The organism is Saccharopolyspora sp. MMCC62 (assembly GCF_057736575.1).
Map to the genome: position 1 here is coordinate 1 of NZ_JBYKCM010000002.1, position 18,205 is coordinate 18,205.

The window sequence follows — 18,205 nt, forward strand, 5'->3', positions numbered from 1 at the left end:
AAGCCCGGAAGCCCGGAAGCCCGGAAGCCCGGAAGCCCGGAAGCCCGGAAGCCCGGAAGCCCGGAAGCCCGGAAGCCCGGAAGCCCGGAAGCCGGTGGCGTCGTGGCTGAGCGGGCGGATCGCTGGTCCACGGTCCCGGTCCGCCGCCGGGTGCTGGGCGTCGTCCGCACCCTGACCGCGCTGGACCGCTTGCAGGACGTCTTCGCCGTGCTCGCCGACGACTTCCGGGTGGAGGCGCGGTTCGCGGTCGCCGAGGGCTCGGAGTTCGGTGGCGACCTGCGCGGTTTCCTGGACGCCGCGGGGATGCGCTCGCTGCCCTGGGCGTCGGCGACGAAGGAGCACGTCGACCTGGCGGTGTCCCCGAGCAGCAACGGCGCCCTGCACGAGCTGGACGTCCCGGTGGTGACGTTGCCGCACGGCGCGGGCTACCACAAGCTGCGCCCGACGGATTCCGGTGCGGCGGCGGACATCTCCGGCCTGTCCGCGGACCAGATCATCCACAGTGGACGTGTCGTGCCGTCGGTGCTGGCGCTGTCGCACCGGAACCAGCTGGAGCTGCTGCGCGAGTCGTGCCCGCGGGCGGCGGAGCGCGCCGAGGTGGTGGGCGATCCGTGCTTCGCCCGGTTGCGCGCGAGCCTGCCGATGCGGGAGGGGTACCGCGCCGAGCTGGGCGTGGGCGATCGCCGGTTGGTGCTGGTGAGTTCGACGTGGGGCCCGAACTCGCTGTTCGCGCGCCACCCGGAGCTGGCGGCCGAGCTGACGGCCGCGCACCCGGACGCGCAGGTGGCGCTGGTGCTGCACCCGAACATCTGGGCGCGGCACAGCGCGTGGCAGCTGACCCGGTGGACGCGTGCGGCGCGGCGCGCGGGCCTGCTGCTGGTGCCGCCGCACCGGGGCTGGCGGGCGGTGCTGGTGGCGGCGGACGTGGTGGTGGCGGACCACGGATCGCTGGCGCTGTACGCGGCGGCGCTGGGAAAACCCCTGCTGCTGGCGGGTTTCGGCGCCGACGAGCTGGCCCCGGGCACGCCGATCGCGGAGCTGGGCGCGCGGGCGCGGCACGTGACCTCGGTGTCGGAGGTGGCGGCCGCGGAGCCGGTGCCGGAGCACGAACTCCTGGCCGCGCAGGCGTTCCTGCCGCCGGTGGCGGCGGTGTCGCGGCTGCGCGCGGTGCTCTACGACCAGCTGGGCCTGCCGGAACCCGCGTTCCCGGCGAACCCGGAGCCGGTGGACCCGTTCGTCCCGCAGCCCTGGTCGGACTAGCCGAGCAGGGCGCGCAGCCGCGGGGCGTCCGGATGACCGGCGGTGTCGAGCAGGGCCACGGCTTCGGCGAGCGCTTCGCGCGCGGCGGCCTCGTTCCCGTCGTGCCGCAGGGATTCCGCCCGCAGTTCGAGCGCTTCGGCGAGGTCGTGCCCGCCGCCGCGGGCGCGGATGCCGTCCTCGGCCGCGCCGAGCGCGTCGAGCGCTTCCGCGTGCCGCCCGAGCGCTTGGTGCGCGCGGGCTTCGACGACGCGGATGCGGTCGGGGGTGCGCCGGTCGTTCGGGAAGTCCCGGAGCCGCTGCCGCGCGGAGTCCAGCACGTCCAGCGCCGCGACCGGTTCGCCGCCGCCGACCAGCGCGCGCCCCATCAGGTATTCCTGCAGCGCCGCGGCTCGGGGCTTGCCGAGTTCGAGGTTGATCTCCCTGGACCGCGCGAGGAGGTCCAGCGCCCCGGCCCAGTCGCCGCGCGCGGTCCGCACCTTGCCGAGGAATTCCAGCGCGGAGGCCAGCGCCCGCCGGTGCCCGGCCTGCTCGGCGAGCTCCCGGGCCCGCCGCCCGGATTCCTCGGCGGCGTCGAGGTCCCGCAGTTCCAGCAGCAGCTGGGTGCGCAGCGTCCGCAACCGCGATTCGGCGACCGGATCCGCGCAGCGCTGCGCCGCCTCGACCCCCAGGGCCAGCGCGGGCACCACGTCCGCGTAGTGCTTATGCTGCTGGTGCAACGTCCACAGCGGACCGTCGCAGAGCGAGATGACCTCGCGGTCCAGGCCGTGCTCATGCGCGGCGGCCAGCACGTGCACGAGGTTCACCCGCTCCCGGTCCAGCCAGTCCCGCGCGGTGGCATCGGTGAACGGGTTCGGCGCGGTGAGCAGCGCGTCGTCCTGCCCGATCCGCAGCCGCTGCGGCTCCAGCACCGCCCGGTCCGCGTAGGCGCCGTGCACCCGGTACCAGCCGACGAGCCGCCCGAGCGCGCCGTCGTCCGCGTCCCGCAGCCGTTCGGCGTGCAGCCGGACCAGGTCGTGGAACCGGTATTCGCCGTCGTGGTCGGTGCGTTCCAGCAGGTTCGCCGCGTGCAGCTCGTCGAGCAGCCGCTCCGCTTCGTCCTCGGGCAGGTCGGCGAGCGCCGCGACCGCGCCCGCGGAGAACGTCGGCCCGGGGACGTGCCCCAGCTGCCCGTGCAGCGCGCGCTCGTCGGCGGGCAGCGCGGCGAGCACCTCGTCGTAGTGCCGCAGCACCACCGGTACGCCGTCCTCGACGAACTTCTCCAGCCGCCCGTCCGCCGCCAGGTCGTCGGCCATCCGCGCCAGCGACCGGCCGGGCCGCTTCGCCAGCAACCCGGCGATGATCCGGATCGCCACCGGGAGCCCGCCGCACAGCTCCACGATGCGCCGCGCCTGCTCCGGTTCGGCCACCACCCGGTCACCGGCGCCGGCGCGCAGCAGCGCCACCCCGGAATCCGCGTCGAGCCGCCGCAACCCGAGCGGCACCACGTCCTCGACGGCGAGCTCGGGCCGCTGCCGCCACCCGATGAGCACCAGCAACCCGTCCGGCGACGACGGCAGCAACGGCAGGAACTCGCGCGGGTTCGCCACGTTGTCCAGCACCAGCGCCACGTCGTGCTCCCGGGTGAAGCTGCGGTACAGCCCCTCGGCGGCGTCCGCGGAGGCGGGCACGTCGAGCTCGAACGCGTGCAGGCAGTGCGAGACCACGTCCAGCTTCGTCGCGTCCCGGTCGCGGAGGTCGAGATAGATCCGGTGCCGGAACCCGTGCGCCGACTCGTGCATCCACTGCCGCACCAGAGCCGTCTTCCCCGCCCCGCGCGGGCCGCTGACCAGCACGCACGCCGGGTAGTCACCACTGCGCGCCACCGCGGCGTCCAGCTCCGCCCGCTCGGCCTCCCGGTCCACGAACCCGGCCTGCCCCGGCTGCAACTGCTCGGCGCGCAACGCCACCGGCACCCGCTGGTGGAAGTGCACCTGCCCGATCGACCCGGCCTGGACGAGCTGCTCGACGTCGCCGCGGTTCTCGTTGCCCATCCCACTCCCCCGGACCGCACCGGCCCAGACCGCACCGGCCGTGCCGGTGTCGCTTCCCAGTGACGATCACCTCACCATACGCGATCACCCCAGCGCGCAGATCCCGTTCGGGCCCGGCCCTGCTGTCCCCCGCCGCACCCCGGCCGGTACCCTTCGACCAGTCGACACGTCGACCACGCCCCCGTAGCTCAGGGGATAGAGCACGGCTCTCCTAAAGCCGGTGTCGCAGGTTCGAATCCTGCCGGGGGCGCTCTGATCAACTACCCGTTGACCTGCGCCGGAAATCCACAGCGATGATCTTTCCGTCCGATGAGGACGGTTCTGCGCAGGGCAGATATGGGGCGACTTCTTCCGGTGCTCGGCCGTTGAGCGCTTCGGCGACCGCCGTCCGCCGCCCGGTTGCGCCTCGGCGAGCAGCCGCTCGGCGACCCGGATCGCCTTCTCGAACAGCTCCGCGGACGCCTCGGCGGTCCCAGAACCTCCCGGACTGCGATGCTCAGCAGTGCCGCCACACCCCCCGTGACCGCACGACGGTGTCACCGCGCAGTCATACGGTTATTCACGTGCGGAACTGGGTCGTCAATCGATGGCGATGAGTCATCAACAAACGGAAGCATCATGTTGACGGCTGATCATCGTTCTCCGGTGGGCTTCGAGTGCGTTCGCATCCGCGCTGCGGAGACCTGATTCGGACCTGTGGATAGGGTTCGGTTCACGTGGATATCGGGGAATTCTCGGAGGGCATCGGAGGCACTTCGGGTGCCGTGGAGGTTTCCCCTTTGATCCCCTTCCCGGCTCGTCGGCGCTGCGCCGGGCGGCTCGGGGCGCACGTAGCTTGCGGTCGGGTGGTGTTCGCCGCTTTTGCGGTCGCCGACCGAGGGGGAATGGTTTCACGTGCTCGCGAGGACATGAGGACGTCGACGGTTCACGTCGGCAGCCGGTTCCGCATCGCGACGCGCTCATCGGCGCGCGTATTCCCGCGCCCGGATTCTTGCCCTCCGTCCGCCGATGAAGGCCCGTGAACTGCGGGAATTCAAGGCCGGGCACGAGCAGGACCGCGATCGGATCTTCGCCATCCGCTGCGCGATCGTGCGGACGCATCGGGTGAACACCGCTGTTCGTCCACTGCTACCGAGGCGCCATCGCGACCGGTGGATTCGGCATCGCCGAGGCCTCGGACGAGAAAGGAGCGGGTGTGCACAACGCCCCAACGGAGCGCATTCCGGTCGTCTCATCGGCGGCGGACCGCATCGTGTCCATCGATGTGATCCGCGGTGTTGCGATCGCCGGCATCCTCTTGATCAACATCACCTACTTCCTGAGGCTGGCGGGCTGGTCCGAGGTCCCCGGCGGCTCCGATGCGGCGCTCTGGAAGTTCGTCGACCTCGTCGCCTTGGGCAAGTTCCACTTCGTCTTCGCATTCCTCTTCGGCACGAGTGCGTTCCTCTTCCTGTCCCGGCTCCGGGCCAAGGAGAGATCGCTGTGGGCGTACTCCCGGCGGATGATCATCTTGGTTCTGGCCGGGGTGCTCAATTCGGCTCTCGGCGGCATCGACGTGCTCATGTCCTACGGCGTGCTCGCCTTCGTGCTCCTGCTCCTGACGTTCCTGCCGCGGACGGTCCTCGTGACCGTGGGGGTCGTGGCGTCGCTGGTTCCGGATTTCCTGCGGCTGACCGCCACGCTCGGTGCGGGCGATGCCGGGCTGCCACCCCAGTTGACGGTGCTGTTCGAATTCGCCCGGACGTTGGGCCACATGGCACTCGGCTTCTGGGCGGCCGAACGGGGACTGTTCGAGGTCGGCGCGCGGCTTCCGGTCAAGATCGCCTTCTGGGTCACCGCGGCCTGCTCCGTACCGATCTGGGTGTGGACGCTGCTGGCCGGGAGCGACCAGGCCCACGACATCGCCTTCCGCACGGCCGCGATCCCGGGGCTGATGTACGTCACCGGACTGGTCCTGGCGCTGCGCCACCCGGGAGCGGAGCGGGTGCTGTCGTTCCTGCGGTTCTACGGGCGGATGGCGTTCAGCAACTACCTGGGGCAGACGGTCGTCTGCACGACCGTCCTCCCGCTGCTCGTGACGTCCGGTCACCTGTCGGCCTTGGCGGCGCTGGGGTTCTGCCTGGCGGTGATCGTGCTCCAGAGCGCCTTCTCCGCGTGGTGGCTCCGGCGGTTCCGCCAGGGGCCGCTGGAGTGGGCGTGGCGGTGCGGCACCTACTGGGAGTTCACCCCGCTGCGGGCCGGAGCCTCCCGTCGCGCGTGAAGCCGGGCGCCCGGAGTTCGGGCGGCGGCCGATCGGCGGGAGGCGCCGACCGGCCGTCCCGGCCGTGCACTGCGGCCGGTCGTTTGCGGCCGGTCACCCAGCCGTGCACCGCAGCCCGTCGCCCCAGCCGTGCACCGCGGCCGGTCACCCGGCAGGGGATCACGGCGGTGACGGCTAGACTTCGCCGCGCCCACCGCACGGCTCCGGCTGAACCGCCCGTGCCGCAGGGGGCGCAGAACATCGCTGGTGAACGGCGTGCGCGGCATGGCGGCCGGGCTCGGCTCGCCGGCACGCCCAGGCCCGGGCCCGCCGGGCGCGGACCTCGAGGACGGCGCGCGTGAACTCCCAGGGAAGACGTCGGATCGACGAGATCGGCGACGAGAGCCGCCGCCGCATCCTCGACGCGGCGGAGGGGCTGTTCACCGAGCGCGGATTCGAGCGCACCTCGTTCGCCGAGATCGCGCAGCGCTCCGGCATCAGCCGTGGCTCGATCCCGTGGCACTTCAAGAACAAGCACGGCCTGTTCCTCGCCGTGATCGAACGCGCGATGGACCGCGTGATGACGCCGGAGCCCCGCACGGCTCCCCCGACGCTCACCGAGCTGGCCGAGGAGTTCGCGGCCTGGGTGCGGAACGGTGAATCGGCGCTGGTGTTCGTGGCGCTGACCGAGGCGATGGGCAGTTCGGGGGCGGTTCGCGGCCAGTACCAGGAGTACTTCGCCCGGCACCGGCGCGGTCTGGAGCGCCGGTTGCAGGCACGTCGGCCTGCGACCGCCGATCCGGAGACCGCACCGGAGCGGGAGCGGGCGTTCGCGGTGGCGTTCATCGGAGCGCTCTTCGGCATCCACCTGCAGGCCCTGATCGACCAGGACGACGTCGACTTCGACGCGGCGATGCGGCTGGTCGCGACCCAGTTCGAGGGGAACCTCCGGGACGTGTGGGGCGATCCGGCTCAGTGAGCCGGGAGCGAGTCGAGGAGGTCCGCCATCCGGCGTTCCAACATCGGGCGCACGAAGTCGTCGGTGTGGATCCACGTGGCGCGCGCCGCCATGCCCGCGAGCACGAGCTCGCCGACGGCGTCGATGTTCGCCCCGTACTTGAGGTAGTTCTCGGTGCGCCCGTGCCTCACCGCCACGTCCGCGTCGATCGCGCCGGTGTTGCCGAGGATGCCGGTGTCGACCGGTCCGGGGCACAGCACGCTCACGTCGATGCCGTACCCGCTCAATTCCCGTTGCAGTGACTCGGAAAGCCCCACCACCGCGAACTTCGCGGTCGTGTAGAGCACGCTCGAGTTGGCGATCAGGCCGGCACCGGACGCGGTGTTCACGACGTGCCCGCCCGCGCCACGCGCGATCATGCGGGGCAGGAACGCCTGCAGCCCGTTGATGACGCCGTGCAGGTTGATGCCCAGCGCGACGTCCCACTTCTCCCAGGTCCACTCGGTGACCGGTGCGTGCGGGGCGATCCCGGCGTTGTTGAACAGCAGGTCGACCGGGCCCAGCGACGCTTCGACGGTGTCGGCGACGGCGGTGAACGCCGCGCGGTCCCGGACGTCCAGCGGCGTGGTCACGACCTCGGTGACCTGCGCGAGCTCGTCGGCGCTGCGTGCCAGCGCTTCCTCGTCGATGTCGGCCAGCGCCAGCCGCACGCCGCGGGTGGCGAGCGCCCGGGCGATGCCGAGACCGATTCCGCGGCCGCCACCGGTGATGAAGGCGACCGATCCGTTCCACTCCCGCACTGCTCTGCCCTCCTCGTCGATCATCGGGTGCGCAGCCGCGCGGACACCTGCGCGGCACGGCGGCGGATCCGTCCCGGTGCTGCCCCGATCAGGTGCAGCACCGCGGACGCCGCGGCCGCTTCGAACAGGTACGACGGGAGCGCCAGCGCCTCGACGTCGGTTCCCGGCAGCAGCGCGTGCATGCCGATGACGACGCTCGTGGCGATCAGCCCGGCGACGATCCCGCGCAACGCCGCCGACCACCCGTACTTGTGCTCGCGCCCGGCGAAGACCGCACCGACCACTCCGAGGCCCTGCATCGTCCACCAGGCCACCACCGACCACTTGAGCGCGACCCCGGCGAGCACGCCGAACAGGATCGGCGCCACGACCAGCGCGATCACCTGCCGTCGCCGCGAGTGCCCGGCCGACGAGTCCCGCACGGCCTCGTGCGCCTCTGCTCCCACCACGTCCTGGACCTCCTCCACCTCGTTTCTATGTCATCAGCATAGAGATGGCCATCGGCATAACGCCATCCGTTTCGCGAGGTTCACGCCCGGGAATCGGAGCGCGACGGGTCACATCGGCCGGGGAACGTGGACCGGGACGGCTTCGCGCGGTTCACTGCGACTCCCGGGACCGCTCGCCCGCCATCCGGGCAGCGGTCCGCCGACGACCAGGCCCGCGAGGTGCGGCATGACCTCGGAACGCCCGTTCCGCCCCGGTTTCGCGCGTGCCGTCGGTTCGTGCTTCGTCCTGGTGGACCAGGTGCAGCCGGTCGCGATCTCGCTGTCGAGGTCGGGGGAAGTGCTCGACGTGGTCGGATGGGCGGACTCGGCGGAGCCCCTCGGCACGGGGACGCGCGTGGTGGCGAGCGGTGGCGAGCGGGCCTTCGTCTCCGACCGGCCACCGCACGCCGGCGCGTCCGACCGCCCCACCGCGCGCTCGACGATCGCCGTCGCCGCCGACCCGGGTGGCCGGCTGTCCACTTCGGCGGTGGAGCGTTCCGAGATCCCGCCGCAGCCGCGCCGGAATCGGCGGCTGAGCCACCGGCCGGACGGTCAGAGCATCGAGGAACGGTGGCAGGAGTGGACGTTCCGCAGCCACCTCGGGATCTGGGACTGGCACGCCGAAGTGCTGCACGGCGACGAACGGATCCACTTCCCCGCCCCGGCCCGCCTGCTCGCGCAGGCCTTCCTCGACGACACGGCGGTGGTCTGCGTGCAGCGGGAGAACAAGCGGCCGTGGCCGTTCCGCCCGCGCTGCGCAGCACTGGTGCTCACCGCGACCGGGCAGGGGGTGACGAGCACACCGGTGCCGGACCTCGACGTCGCCGACCGGTGCCTGCCGCGTCGCCGGGACGAGCGGGAGGTGCGCCGCGAACTCGATGAATACCTGGACTTCTCCCGGAGTCAGCTGCGGGCCGCCGTCGACGTGGGCGCGCGGGACGCGGAACTCGTCGTCCGGGGCAGCGGCCTGGACACCGAGCTCGAGCTGCGGTTCCGGCTCGACGGGTTCCCCGGCACGGTGTTCTGCCGGCGCGACGTCCCGTTCGACGAGAGCGGCACGATCGCCGGGCTGCGCGCGTGGAACATCGCGCTCGACGAGGACGTCGAGTGCGGGATTCGCCGGGGCGCGGTGGAACCCCGGGGTCCCGTCACCTGGATCTGAGGACTGCTAGTCGCGGCGGTGCGTCGCGGAAGCGGGACGGACGATGACCAGGTGGAGGAGGACGACTAGCGGGGTCAGCCACAGCTTGCCCAGGCCGTGGGACAGGCCGTCCGGGTGGAAGAGCCCGCTGATGAGCAGGGTGATCGCGGCGACGGCCAGCCCCAGGACGATCGAGGAGCGGACGGGATGCGCCGAGACCCAGCGGTCGACCTGCCGCATCCGCACCACCTCCGCCCCGCACCAGGTTCGCACGGTGCCGGTTCCGCGGGAACCGGTTCGGCGCACGCGGTCGGGCCGGTTGGTCGCGGAACGCACGGGCGGCCCCGCCCGGTGACCGCGGACCGGCGCGAGCCCGATCCGCGGCACCTGCGGATCGGGCTCGCCCACCACGCGCGCGAGCGTGGGGTTCGGCCGGGGAGGGGTGTTCGGCGGCGCTCCCACGTCGATGCCGAACGCCCCTCCCGCATTCGCCGGGCCGCGCTGCTCGGTGGCGCCGGCGGTGCCGGGCGGAACCTGCCGCGGCGGCACCGGGCAGCCGGGCACCGGCGCGGGCGGCCCGCCTCGGCGGAGGTGGCTCACGCAGCGGGCGGCGCCGTCGCACGGCCGCGGTCGGGTTCGGGTTCGGGTTCGGGCTCGGGCTCGGGCTCGGGCTCGGGCTCGGGCTCGGGCTCGGGCTCGGGCTCGGGGCCAACCAACCAGGATCGCGCCCGGTTCGGTGCGGCCGCGCGAGGGCGATCGGGGAAACCCTCGGCGAGCGGGCGGGACGCCGAGGGGCCGCCGCGGGTGGGCCCCGTGAGCAGGCCGCAGTGGGTGAGCCTCCCGCGGGCAGGCCGCGGCCACCGCCAGCGGGCCGGACGGCTCCGGCCAGCGGGAGCCACCGCTGCGATGCGGGTCACTTTTCTGCTTTTCTGGCCGCCCGGGCTTGACCATGCCGCAGCGGCACGGTTTGGACTACCGGTATCCGGCGCGGACGCGTCGGGACGATGCGGACGATGAGGTGTCGGAAGTGGCGTGGAGCACTCGGGAGATCGCCGAGCTGGCCGGGACGAGCCTGCGGGCGGTGCGGCACTACCACGACGTCGGCCTGCTGGCCGAGCCCGAACGGCGGTCGAACGGCTACAAGCAGTACGGCGTGGCACACCTGGTGCGGTTGCTGCGGATCAAGCGGCTCACCGATCTGGGGTTCTCGCTGTCGCAGATCGCGGAGATGGGCGAGGCCGACGACCACCCGGAGGAGGCGCTGCGCACCCTCGACGCGGAGCTCGCCACCACCATCGAACGCCTGCAGCGCGCCCGGGTGGAACTCGGCCTGATCCTGCGCCAGTCCATGCCGACCGATCTGCCCGCGGAGTTCGCGCCCGCCGCGAAGACGAAGCTGTCCGATGCGGACCGCTCGCTGGTGGTGGTGATGTCCCGGGTGCTCGGGCCGCAGGGCGTGCAGGCCTACTCGGACATGCTGCAGGACATGCCGCCGGATCCGATGAGCGCCGAGTTCGACGCGCTGCCCGCGGACGCCGACGACGCGGCCTGCCAGGACCTGGCGGAACGCACCGCGCCGTTCGTCCGCGAGCTGTACCGCGACTTCCCCGGGCTGCACGCGGCGAACGTCGATGCGCCGAGCGGCAAGCGCTTCGCGCAAGAGACCATGGGCAAGGCGATCATCGACCTCTACAACCCGGCGCAGATCAAGGTCCTGGTGCGGCTGGAGCAGCTGCTCGCCGAGAACCCGCTGCCGCTGCCCGAAGACGGGGAGACGCCGTGAACGAGTCGTTGGCACACCGGATGTTCCTGCTCTCCTACGACGTCGACAAGGGCAAGCTCGACGCGGCGAGCGTGCTGGTCCGCGGATCGCTGCTGCGCGCGGCCGCGGTCGTGGAACTGGTGCAGCGCGGCCTGCTGCGGGAATCCGGCGGCAAGGTCGAACGCGCCCCCGCCGCGGCGTTCCCGCCGGACGACGCGTTCCTCGCGGACGTGCTCGGCGCCGTCCGCGAGGACCGGCCGCGCCGCTGGACCACCCTCATCGACACCGGCTTCCAGCACGCGGAGGCCGCGGTGCGCGACCAGCTCGCCGCCGCCGGGGCGATCACCGCGGAGCGCCGGCGCGCGCTGGGCCTGTTCCCGGTGCACGACATCACCGCCGCCGACCCCGGGCGGGTCCGGGAACTGCAGGGCCGGGTGCGGGACGTGGTGCTGGGCGGTCGGCCGCCCGCCGCGCACGAACCGGACGACGTGGTGCTGGCCGCGTTCGCCCTCGAAGGCGACGTCCGCACCGCGTTCACCGGCAAGGAGCGGCGCGCGCACAAGGACGCGGCGAAAGCGGCCGCCGCGCACGTCGACGAGCGGCTCCCGCACGTGCGCAAAGCGTTGACCTTGTCCATCGCGGCCCGCCGGAGCGCGGCGACCGCGTGAGGCCGGGAACGGGGCTCTCGGTCTGCGGCAGGCGTTCGCCTGAGGGGTGCGAGCGCGGGCCGCCGCCGCGCCGGGCACCGCGGGGTGGGGGGGCCCGGCGCGGCGAACCCGCTCAGTTCCCGACGCCGAGCTCGGCCATGAACGCGGCCGGGTAGCGGTCGCCGCGGGCGGAACCGGCGGGCACCGCCGCCTCGATCCGCGCCAGGTCGTCGGCGGTGAGGTCCAGGTCCGCGGCGGGCAGCGCCTCCGCCAGCCGGTCGCGGGTACGGGCGCCGACCAGCGGCACCACGTCCTCGCCCTGCGCGGCGACCCACGCGATGGCCAGCTGGGCGACGGTGCAGCCCTTCTCGTCCGCGACCCGGCGCAGCTCCTCCACCAGCGCCAGGTTGTGCTCCACGTTGCCGCTGGAGAACCGCGGCGACGCCCCGCGCGCGTCCCCGGCGGCACCGCTGCGCTCCGCGCTCCAGTGCCCGGAGATGAGGCCGCGACCCAGCACGCCGTACGCGGTCAGGCCGATGCCGAGCTCGCGCAACGTCGGCAGCACCTCGGCCTCCACCGCGCGGGACAGCAGCGAGTACTCGATCTGCAGGTCCGCGATCGGGTGCACCGCGTGGGCCCGGCGGATCGTGTCCGCGTCCACCTCGGAGAGACCGATGTGGCGCACGTGCCCGGCCTCGACCATCTCGGCGATCGCCCCGATGGTGTCCTCGATGGGCACCGCCGGGTCGAGCCGCGCGGGCCGGTACACGTCGATGTGGTCGGTGCCCAGCCGCTGCAGCGAGTAGGCCAGGAAGTTCCGCACCGCCGCCGGCCGGTTGTCCTGCCCGCCGAAGCGCATGCCGGGGCCGCGGAGCGCGCCGAACTTGACGCTCAGCAGGTAGTCCTCCCGGTTCCGGTCGCGCAGCGCCTCGGCGAGCAGCAGTTCGTTGTGGCCCATCGCGTAGAAGTCGCCGGTGTCGATGAGCGTGACCCCCGCGTCCAGCGCGCGGTGCACGGTGGCGATGCTCTCCGCCCGGTCGGACGCGCCGTACGCCTCCCCGGACATGCCCATCGCGCCGAGCCCCAGCGCGGAGCTCACCGGTCCGGTCGTCCCCAGCTTTCGTTGCCGCATGGCGTGTTCTCCTTCGTAGGTCTCGCCGTCCACCTTGCGCCGGAACCGGGCGGTGCGGGAGCGAGCGTGCATCGTGGGAGAGCCGCTCCCTGGATGCGGTCGGCGGCCGGGAGCAAGATGGAACCGTGCAGCGTGATGCCCTGGCCGATTTCCTGCGCCGCCGCCGCGAAGCGGTCCGCCCCGCCCAGGTGGGGCTGCCCGCCGGGCCGCGGCGCCGCACCGCCGGACTCCGCCGGGAGGAGGTGGCGATGCTGGCGGGCATGTCGGTGGACTACGTGGTGCGCTTGGAGCAGGGCCGCAGCAGCCAGCCGTCGACGCAGCTGCTCGGTGCGCTCGCGCGGGCGCTGCGGCTGTCCGACGACGAGTGCGCGCACCTGTTCCACCTCGCCGGGCACCACCCGCCGCACGCGGCCGGGACGGCCCGCACGGCCCGCGCCGGGCTGGTGCGGATGCTCGACCTGCTCGGTGACACGCCCGCGCTGGTGCTGTCCGACCTGGGCGAGGTGCTGGCGCAGAACCCGGCGAGCCTGGCGCTGATGGGCGACCAGACCCGGTTCACCGGCGACGACCGCTACCTGGTGCACCGCTGGTTCACCGACCCCGACGTGCAGCTGCGGCACCTGCCGGAGGAGCACGACCGGCACTCCCACCAGCTGGTCGCGGACCTGCGGGCGACCGCGGGCCGCCGCGCGGACGACCCGGAGGTGGCCGCGCTGGTGGAACGGCTGCGGGCGGCGAGCGACGAGTTCCGGCGGCGCTGGGACGAGCACGAGGTGGCCGTCCGCCGCGCCGACCGCAAGACCCTGGTGCACCCGCGGGTGGGCCCGCTGCTGATGGACTGCGAAACGCTCGTCACCCCGGACCAGCGGCAAGAACTCCTCGTCCTCACCCCCGCCGACACCGACACCCGCGAACGCCTGGACCTGCTCCTGGTCCTCGGCACCGAGGAGTTCCCGGCAGACGCCCCACCCCGCTGACCGCCCGCGCGCCGGTTGCGGCGCCGAGCCGCGCGACGGACGTGCGGGCGGCCGTCGCCGACCGATGGTGGGCGGGTCGGGGGTGGCCCCGGCACCCGTCGGGGAAGGGTTCCGGGTACCGGGGCCGGGTTCCCCGCCGGAGCTCGCGGTCGGGGTAGCGAGCGGTTTCCGGCGAGGCGCGACCGACCGACGGGGGCGCGTCGGCGGCCGCGGTCCAGTTCAGGCCGCTGCGCTGAGGCTGCGGCCGAATCCCGGGACGGGCGGGAGCCACTGCGGTTCCGCGATCCGCCCCGGCGCGTCCGGGTCCTGCTCCGGCCAGGTGATCGGTGGCTCCGGTTCCGGTGGCACGGCGTGGAACGAGCGGCGTTCGGACATCACGACCAGCGCGACCTCGAACGGAGACCACAAGCCGGGGACGTCGTCCTGCCCTGCCGCGGCGACGCAGGACTGGCAGACCTCGCGCGCGTCCGGCGGTGGCGGTCCGCCGAGCACTCGGGACATGCGGCCGGTCAGCGGGTGCCCGCAGGTCGCGACGATCACCGCACCGGCCGCGTCGCGTCCCACCACGTGCCAGGTCGAGCACCACTCGGACGTCAGCCAAGCCCACCCGCTCACCGCGACGCCTCCGCATCGAGCTCGGCCGTTGCCCCACCCGACCCGAGCACCAGCGCGCGGACGCACACCAGGCACGGCATCCCGGCGGGCCCGTCGAGCAGTTCCGCTTCCGTCGCTTCGATCACCAGCTCGCACAGCGCGGCGCACGCTCCGTCCGGGCGGCGGATCGCTACGTGCACGACCCGCCGGGTCTCACCCACCACGCCCGGCGCGTAGCGGACCCGCACGACGTCATCGGCGTTCACGATCGCCTCCCGAGGTTCGAGGGACAGGTTCTCGATCCCTGTCCCGAAGTCCTCCGAGCTGTTCAGCCGTGGACTCACTGTTCTCGCTGTATCAAGAACAGCTTCCATGTACTCGAGCACATGATCAATGCCTCTTTCGAGTGCACGGGCTTCGCTTAGCCTGTGGTCATGCCAGAGACCACGCCGTCACCACGCGCGTACATCCTGGGCTCCGAGATCAGGGAGGCGCGGAAGCGCTGCGGACACTCGCTCCGCGCCATGGGCGAGAAACTGGACGTCGCGCACTCCGTGATCGCCCGTTGGGAACGTGGCGAACGCGTACCGGGACAAGATTCGATCGTCGCGTTGTGCGCCGTGCTCGACATCAACGGCGAGGCGCGTGAACGTGTGATCACGCTCGCCCGCGAGGCTGCCGCGGAATTGGCCAACTCCGTCTCCGTCGGGGCAGACGGTGAAGCGGATGTGTTGGCCGCGCTGATGGACTTCGAGCGAAACGCCCAGCGGATCACCAACGTGGCACCCGTCGTCATCCCGGGATTGCTGCAGACGTCGGACTACGCGCGAGCCATCGTCGACGGCAGCGCGTCGAACGCCGAGCGGGACCGAATGGTGTCGATGCGGATCGGCCGTCGCGACGTGCTGACTCGCCGCAGGAACCCGGTGCAGTACACGGCTTTCCTCCTCGAATGGTCATTGCTCCAACCGATCGGCGACGACGCGGCGATGCGCGATCAGCTGGAGTTCCTCATCGAGATGTCCGAGCGGGAGAACGTCACGATCCGAGTCGTGCCGCAGTCAGCGGGATGGACGCCGATCCACGCCGGTCAGTACGTGCTCCTGGAGTTCGCGAAGGCTTCGCCAGTGGTGCTCATGGAACACCTCCGTTCGTCGACGTTCCTCCGCGACGAAGGTGATGTCCGCGCGTTCGTGGAAGCGCGAGACGATATCGAGACAATGGCGATGAGTCCGGCGGACACGGTCGGGCTCATCGGCGAGGTTCTCGAACGGAGGGGATGAACGACGTGACTGTTTCGAACTCGTCGACACCGACCGGGTGGCGCAAGTCCACCCGCAGCCACCAGCACAGCGACTGCGTCGAGGTCGGCCGGGTCGGGGGAGGTGCCGCGGTGCGGGACAGCAAGGACCGGGGCGCGGGCCACTTCACCGCCACCGTCGCGCAGTGGGCCGCGTTCGTGCGGGCGGTCGGGAACGGCCGCTTCGAGGCGTGAGCAGGACCGGCCCCGGCGAACGTCCTCGCCGGGGCCGTCGCGCGCTACGGTGCCGCGACCGGATCGTCGCTGCGCTGCGGTTCGGGGGCCGGGCGGGGTGCGTTGTGGTGCGGGCGGGCCCGGTTGTGCACTCCGGACGCCAGCTCGTGCAGGCTGCGGTCCTTCGGGTGCAGCCGCACCACCAGGGCGTACAGCGCGACGAACACCATCGACAGCAGCCCGGCCGCCACCCCGGCCAAGGCCACCAGCAGCACGTTCTCGTGGAGCTCGCCGGAGCGGAACACCTCCAGCACCGCGCCCGGCGTGCCCCGGCCCCACAGCACCCCGGTCGCCACCACCAGGAGCAGCAGCGGCGGCAGGAACGGCACCGCCAGCACCACGGCGCGCAGCAGCAGCCGCCACGCCGCCGGACGAGCTCCCGACTCGTCGACGAGCTCCAGCAGCAGCAGGCGCTTGCCCGGGGTCGCCCCGATCCACGCGGGCAGTGCCACGAACCAGCCGCCGAGCACCACGGCCGGCCCCCACCACGCGGGCAGGCCGAGCACGAGCGCCACCAGCAGCGAGATCGCGCTCAGCACCGCGGCACCGGACAGGTCCAGCAGCAGCGCCACCGCCCGTCGTCCGAACGGGACCGGATGCCGCGCCAGCACCCGCTCGTCCAACGCGTTCAACGCGGGCACCGCACGCCCCACCTGCCCGCCGAGCCACCAGCCGAGCATCGCGCCGAGCGTGTTCACCAGCAGGTCGTCCACGTCGAACAGCCGGTACGGGCACGGGTAGAGGCCGAACACGCCGGTCCCCTGCGTCACCTCGAACGACAGCGCCACGCCCGCCGCCACCGCCAGCGACGTCCACGGCCCGCGCCGGAAGTGGTAGCGCAGGAACACGCCCAGCGGCAGCAGCAGGAGCAGGTTGAACCCGGTCTCGATCACCGCGGAGTTGTGCAGCACCAGGTCGCCGAAGGTCACCCGGTGCCCGGATTCCTTCCACACGTCCAGGAACGTGTTGCCCGGCGTCAGCTGCCACTGCCCCATCAGCGGGTACTCGCGGCACACGTCCACCGAGGCGCCGGGCAGCGGCATCAGCACCAGGCAGTACGCGGTGATCAGGTAGTACAGGAAGGCGTAGAACGACAGCGCCCACCAGCGCACCACGCCGTGCCTGCGGTAGAGCACCACGGCCACCGGGACGAGCAGGGCGAAGGCGAGCAGCGGGAACAGCACCGCGGCGGTGCGGATCGGCAAGAGGTACGCGTCGGCCACGCGGAGCAGCATCCCCGCAGGGCGGTCCCGGGCACCTCGGCCGATCGGCGCGTTCCCGTCGGCCATCAGGTCAGCGGTGCGCGGCCTCCCCGCCGGTGTGCGCGCGGAGTTCCACGGTGAGACCGGATTCCGCCGAGGTGGCGCGGACACCGGTGAAGTCGGAGATGCGGGGCAGGCCGTCCGCCGCGGGTCCGGTGCGGCAGCCGACGACGACCACCCGGCCGCCTGCGGCGCGGGCGGCCTCGATCCCGGCCTCGGCGTCCTCGAAGATCAGGGCCTCGGTGGCGGGAACGCCGAGCGCGGCCGCCGCCTGCAGGTAGCCCTCCGGGTCGGGTTTGCCGCGCCGCACGTCCTCGCCGGTGACGACCACGTCCGGCATCGGCAGCCCGACGGCCGCCATGCGGCGCGCGGCCAGCGCCGGTCCCGCGGAGGTCACCAGCGCCCAGCTCCCGCCGGGCAGCCCGGCCAGCAGTTCGGCGGCGCCGGGGATCGCCACGACCCCGTCCAGGTCGCACAGTTCTTGCTCGTCGATGCGGGCGGTCTCGGCGGCCACGTCGGCGCCCGCGGGCAGGTGGCGGGCGACGGTCTCGCCGCCGCGGCGGCCGTGCGAGTCGACGAGGATGTCGGCCACGTCCAGCCCGTGCCGCTCCGCGAAGTCGTGCCAGACCCGCTCCACCACCGCGGTGGAGTCGACGAGCGTGCCGTCCATGTCGAACAGCAGGGCGCGCGGGCGGAACCGTGCGGTCATGGTGGTCCTTCCTGGTGCTGCGGTCCGGTGCGCTCCCACCTTCGCGGTGGACGCCGTTCCGCGCCAGGTTCCCTGCTGAATCGTGACACCAGAACTTGAAAATGATTCAGGAAAGGCCTGGAATTCTTCGCGCCGAAGAATTCCGGACCCACCCGAGAACTACATCACCACTGGACCATCGAGGGGTTTCCCTCGCTGCCCTGGGCGCCGAGACCGATTCCGGAGCCCGCGTTGTAGGTGGACGCGCCCACGTGGAAAGTGGAACCGTCGGCGCGGATGCCCCAGACGTCGACCGGCGCGTTCGGGCCCGCCGAGGAGAAGTCGTGGTTCCAGCACTGGCCCGGGTTCTGGATGGTGCTGGCCATGCCCGGCGAGCTCATGCCGCCGCCCAGGTCGACGGAGTGGACCTCCACGTACGCCGCGTAGTCGCCCTGCGCGCAGAACTCGATCTTGCCCGGCACGGCGGCCGAGGCCGCGGTCGCGCCGACCGTCCCCGCCAGCAGCGCGCCACCCAGCAGCGCGACCGCGCCCGCGGAGATGCGCCGGACAGAATTGTTCATTCCCATGTGGGGATTCCCTTCGCGAAAGCAGAAACCGGCACCGCTCGGATGCCGCACTCACATTCAATCCCCGGTGTACGACGAGACCGCCGCCGACATCACTCCGGAACTC

General features: G+C 72.7%; 19 protein-coding genes and 1 tRNA gene. 10 read left to right on the forward strand and 10 right to left on the reverse strand.

The features are described 5' to 3' along the window. Nucleotides 1-102 precede the first annotated feature (102 nt). Nucleotides 103-1,260, forward strand: coding sequence for a hypothetical protein (locus AC29IT_RS04150; protein ID WP_488217918.1), 1,158 nt, complete (start codon nt 103-105; stop codon nt 1,258-1,260). Here AC29IT_RS04150 and AC29IT_RS04155 read toward each other — a convergent pair. Further along, on the reverse strand, nt 1,257-3,290 hold the full coding sequence (locus tag AC29IT_RS04155; protein WP_488217919.1) for an AAA family ATPase: 2,034 nt from the start codon (nt 3,288-3,290) through the stop codon (nt 1,257-1,259). The two genes, AC29IT_RS04150 and AC29IT_RS04155, sit on opposite strands and share 4 nt — an antisense overlap. Before the next feature lie 177 nt (nt 3,291-3,467). Here AC29IT_RS04155 and AC29IT_RS04160 point away from each other — a divergent pair. The 3 genes from AC29IT_RS04160 (at nt 3,468) to AC29IT_RS04170 (ending at nt 6,508) form a co-directional block, all read left to right on the forward strand. Beyond that, nucleotides 3,468-3,540, forward strand: a tRNA-Arg gene (locus AC29IT_RS04160). Nucleotides 3,541-4,485: 945 nt separating this feature from the next. Further along, nucleotides 4,486-5,550 carry a DUF418 domain-containing protein gene (locus AC29IT_RS04165; protein WP_488217920.1) on the forward strand — a complete coding sequence of 355 codons (1,065 nt, stop codon included), beginning with the start codon at nt 4,486-4,488 and terminating at the stop codon, nt 5,548-5,550. A 337-nt stretch (nt 5,551-5,887) separates the two neighbouring features. Further along, nucleotides 5,888-6,508: a TetR/AcrR family transcriptional regulator gene (locus AC29IT_RS04170; protein ID WP_488217921.1), complete on the forward strand. Its 621-nt coding sequence runs from the start codon at nt 5,888-5,890 to the stop codon at nt 6,506-6,508. Here the strand turns inward: AC29IT_RS04170 and AC29IT_RS04175 are convergent. Together AC29IT_RS04175 and AC29IT_RS04180 are read right to left on the reverse strand one after the other, a co-directional pair. Continuing rightward, nucleotides 6,502-7,287 carry an SDR family oxidoreductase gene (locus AC29IT_RS04175; RefSeq protein WP_488217922.1) on the reverse strand — a complete coding sequence of 262 codons (786 nt, stop codon included), beginning with the start codon at nt 7,285-7,287 and terminating at the stop codon, nt 6,502-6,504. The genes AC29IT_RS04170 and AC29IT_RS04175 overlap by 7 nt on opposite strands. Nucleotides 7,288-7,307: 20 nt before the next feature. After that, the gene (locus AC29IT_RS04180; protein ID WP_488217923.1) at nt 7,308-7,736 is read right to left on the reverse strand and encodes a hypothetical protein; all 429 of its coding nucleotides are present in this window, start codon (nt 7,734-7,736) and stop codon (nt 7,308-7,310) included. Nucleotides 7,737-7,962: 226 nt separating this feature from the next. Here AC29IT_RS04180 and AC29IT_RS04185 point away from each other — a divergent pair, with 226 nt between their 5' ends. Then, the gene (locus tag AC29IT_RS04185) at nt 7,963-8,937 is read left to right on the forward strand and encodes a hypothetical protein (RefSeq protein WP_488217924.1); all 975 of its coding nucleotides are present in this window, start codon (nt 7,963-7,965) and stop codon (nt 8,935-8,937) included. Between the two features lie 6 nt (nt 8,938-8,943). Here the strand turns inward: AC29IT_RS04185 and AC29IT_RS04190 are convergent, their stop codons facing one another. Next, a complete protein-coding gene (locus AC29IT_RS04190; protein ID WP_488217925.1) occupies nt 8,944-9,156 on the reverse strand; it encodes a hypothetical protein in 213 nt (70 codons plus the stop codon). Between the two features lie 787 nt (nt 9,157-9,943). Here AC29IT_RS04190 and AC29IT_RS04195 point away from each other — a divergent pair. Beyond that, nucleotides 9,944-10,699 (forward strand): helix-turn-helix domain-containing protein, encoded by a 756-nt coding sequence (locus AC29IT_RS04195; protein WP_488217926.1) that lies wholly within the window; start codon nt 9,944-9,946, stop codon nt 10,697-10,699. Beyond that, a complete protein-coding gene (locus AC29IT_RS04200) occupies nt 10,696-11,346 on the forward strand; it encodes a GOLPH3/VPS74 family protein (protein WP_488217927.1) in 651 nt (216 codons plus the stop codon). The genes AC29IT_RS04195 and AC29IT_RS04200 overlap by 4 nt, the downstream gene beginning before the upstream one ends. A gap of 112 nt (nt 11,347-11,458) precedes the next feature. On the opposite strand, the gene AC29IT_RS04205 is transcribed toward AC29IT_RS04200, so the two are convergent. Beyond that, entirely contained in the window at nt 11,459-12,457 is a 999-nt protein-coding gene (locus tag AC29IT_RS04205) for an aldo/keto reductase (RefSeq protein WP_488218242.1), read from the reverse strand. A 125-nt stretch (nt 12,458-12,582) separates the two neighbouring features. Here AC29IT_RS04205 and AC29IT_RS04210 point away from each other — a divergent pair, with 125 nt between their 5' ends. Beyond that, complete coding sequence (locus AC29IT_RS04210) at nt 12,583-13,434, forward strand: helix-turn-helix domain-containing protein (protein ID WP_358442295.1); 852 nt, start codon at nt 12,583-12,585, stop codon at nt 13,432-13,434. A 219-nt stretch (nt 13,435-13,653) separates the two neighbouring features. Here AC29IT_RS04210 and AC29IT_RS04215 read toward each other — a convergent pair whose 3' ends face one another. After that, on the reverse strand, nt 13,654-14,049 hold the full coding sequence (locus tag AC29IT_RS04215) for a hypothetical protein (RefSeq protein WP_488217928.1): 396 nt from the start codon (nt 14,047-14,049) through the stop codon (nt 13,654-13,656). Further along, complete coding sequence (locus AC29IT_RS04220; RefSeq protein ID WP_488217929.1) at nt 14,046-14,294, reverse strand: hypothetical protein; 249 nt, start codon at nt 14,292-14,294, stop codon at nt 14,046-14,048. Before AC29IT_RS04220 ends, AC29IT_RS04215 begins: the two co-directional genes overlap by 4 nt. Before the next feature lie 168 nt (nt 14,295-14,462). Between AC29IT_RS04220 and AC29IT_RS04225 the strand changes: the two genes are divergently transcribed. Next, the gene (locus AC29IT_RS04225; RefSeq protein WP_358442288.1) at nt 14,463-15,311 is read left to right on the forward strand and encodes a helix-turn-helix domain-containing protein; all 849 of its coding nucleotides are present in this window, start codon (nt 14,463-14,465) and stop codon (nt 15,309-15,311) included. Next, nucleotides 15,308-15,523 carry a DUF397 domain-containing protein gene (locus AC29IT_RS04230; protein WP_488217930.1) on the forward strand — a complete coding sequence of 72 codons (216 nt, stop codon included), beginning with the start codon at nt 15,308-15,310 and terminating at the stop codon, nt 15,521-15,523. The genes AC29IT_RS04225 and AC29IT_RS04230 overlap by 4 nt, the downstream gene beginning before the upstream one ends. Before the next feature lie 44 nt (nt 15,524-15,567). On the opposite strand, the gene AC29IT_RS04235 is transcribed toward AC29IT_RS04230, so the two are convergent. The 3 genes from AC29IT_RS04235 to AC29IT_RS04245 form a co-directional block, all read right to left on the reverse strand. After that, nucleotides 15,568-16,785 (reverse strand): VanZ family protein, encoded by a 1,218-nt coding sequence (locus AC29IT_RS04235; RefSeq protein ID WP_488217931.1) that lies wholly within the window; start codon nt 16,783-16,785, stop codon nt 15,568-15,570. A 70-nt stretch (nt 16,786-16,855) separates the two neighbouring features. Beyond that, nucleotides 16,856-17,533, reverse strand: a complete 678-nt coding sequence (locus AC29IT_RS04240; RefSeq protein WP_488217932.1) for an HAD-IA family hydrolase — start codon at nt 17,531-17,533, stop codon at nt 16,856-16,858. Between the two features lie 164 nt (nt 17,534-17,697). Continuing rightward, a complete protein-coding gene (locus tag AC29IT_RS04245; RefSeq protein ID WP_258343461.1) occupies nt 17,698-18,093 on the reverse strand; it encodes a hypothetical protein in 396 nt (131 codons plus the stop codon). Nucleotides 18,094-18,205 lie beyond the last annotated feature (112 nt).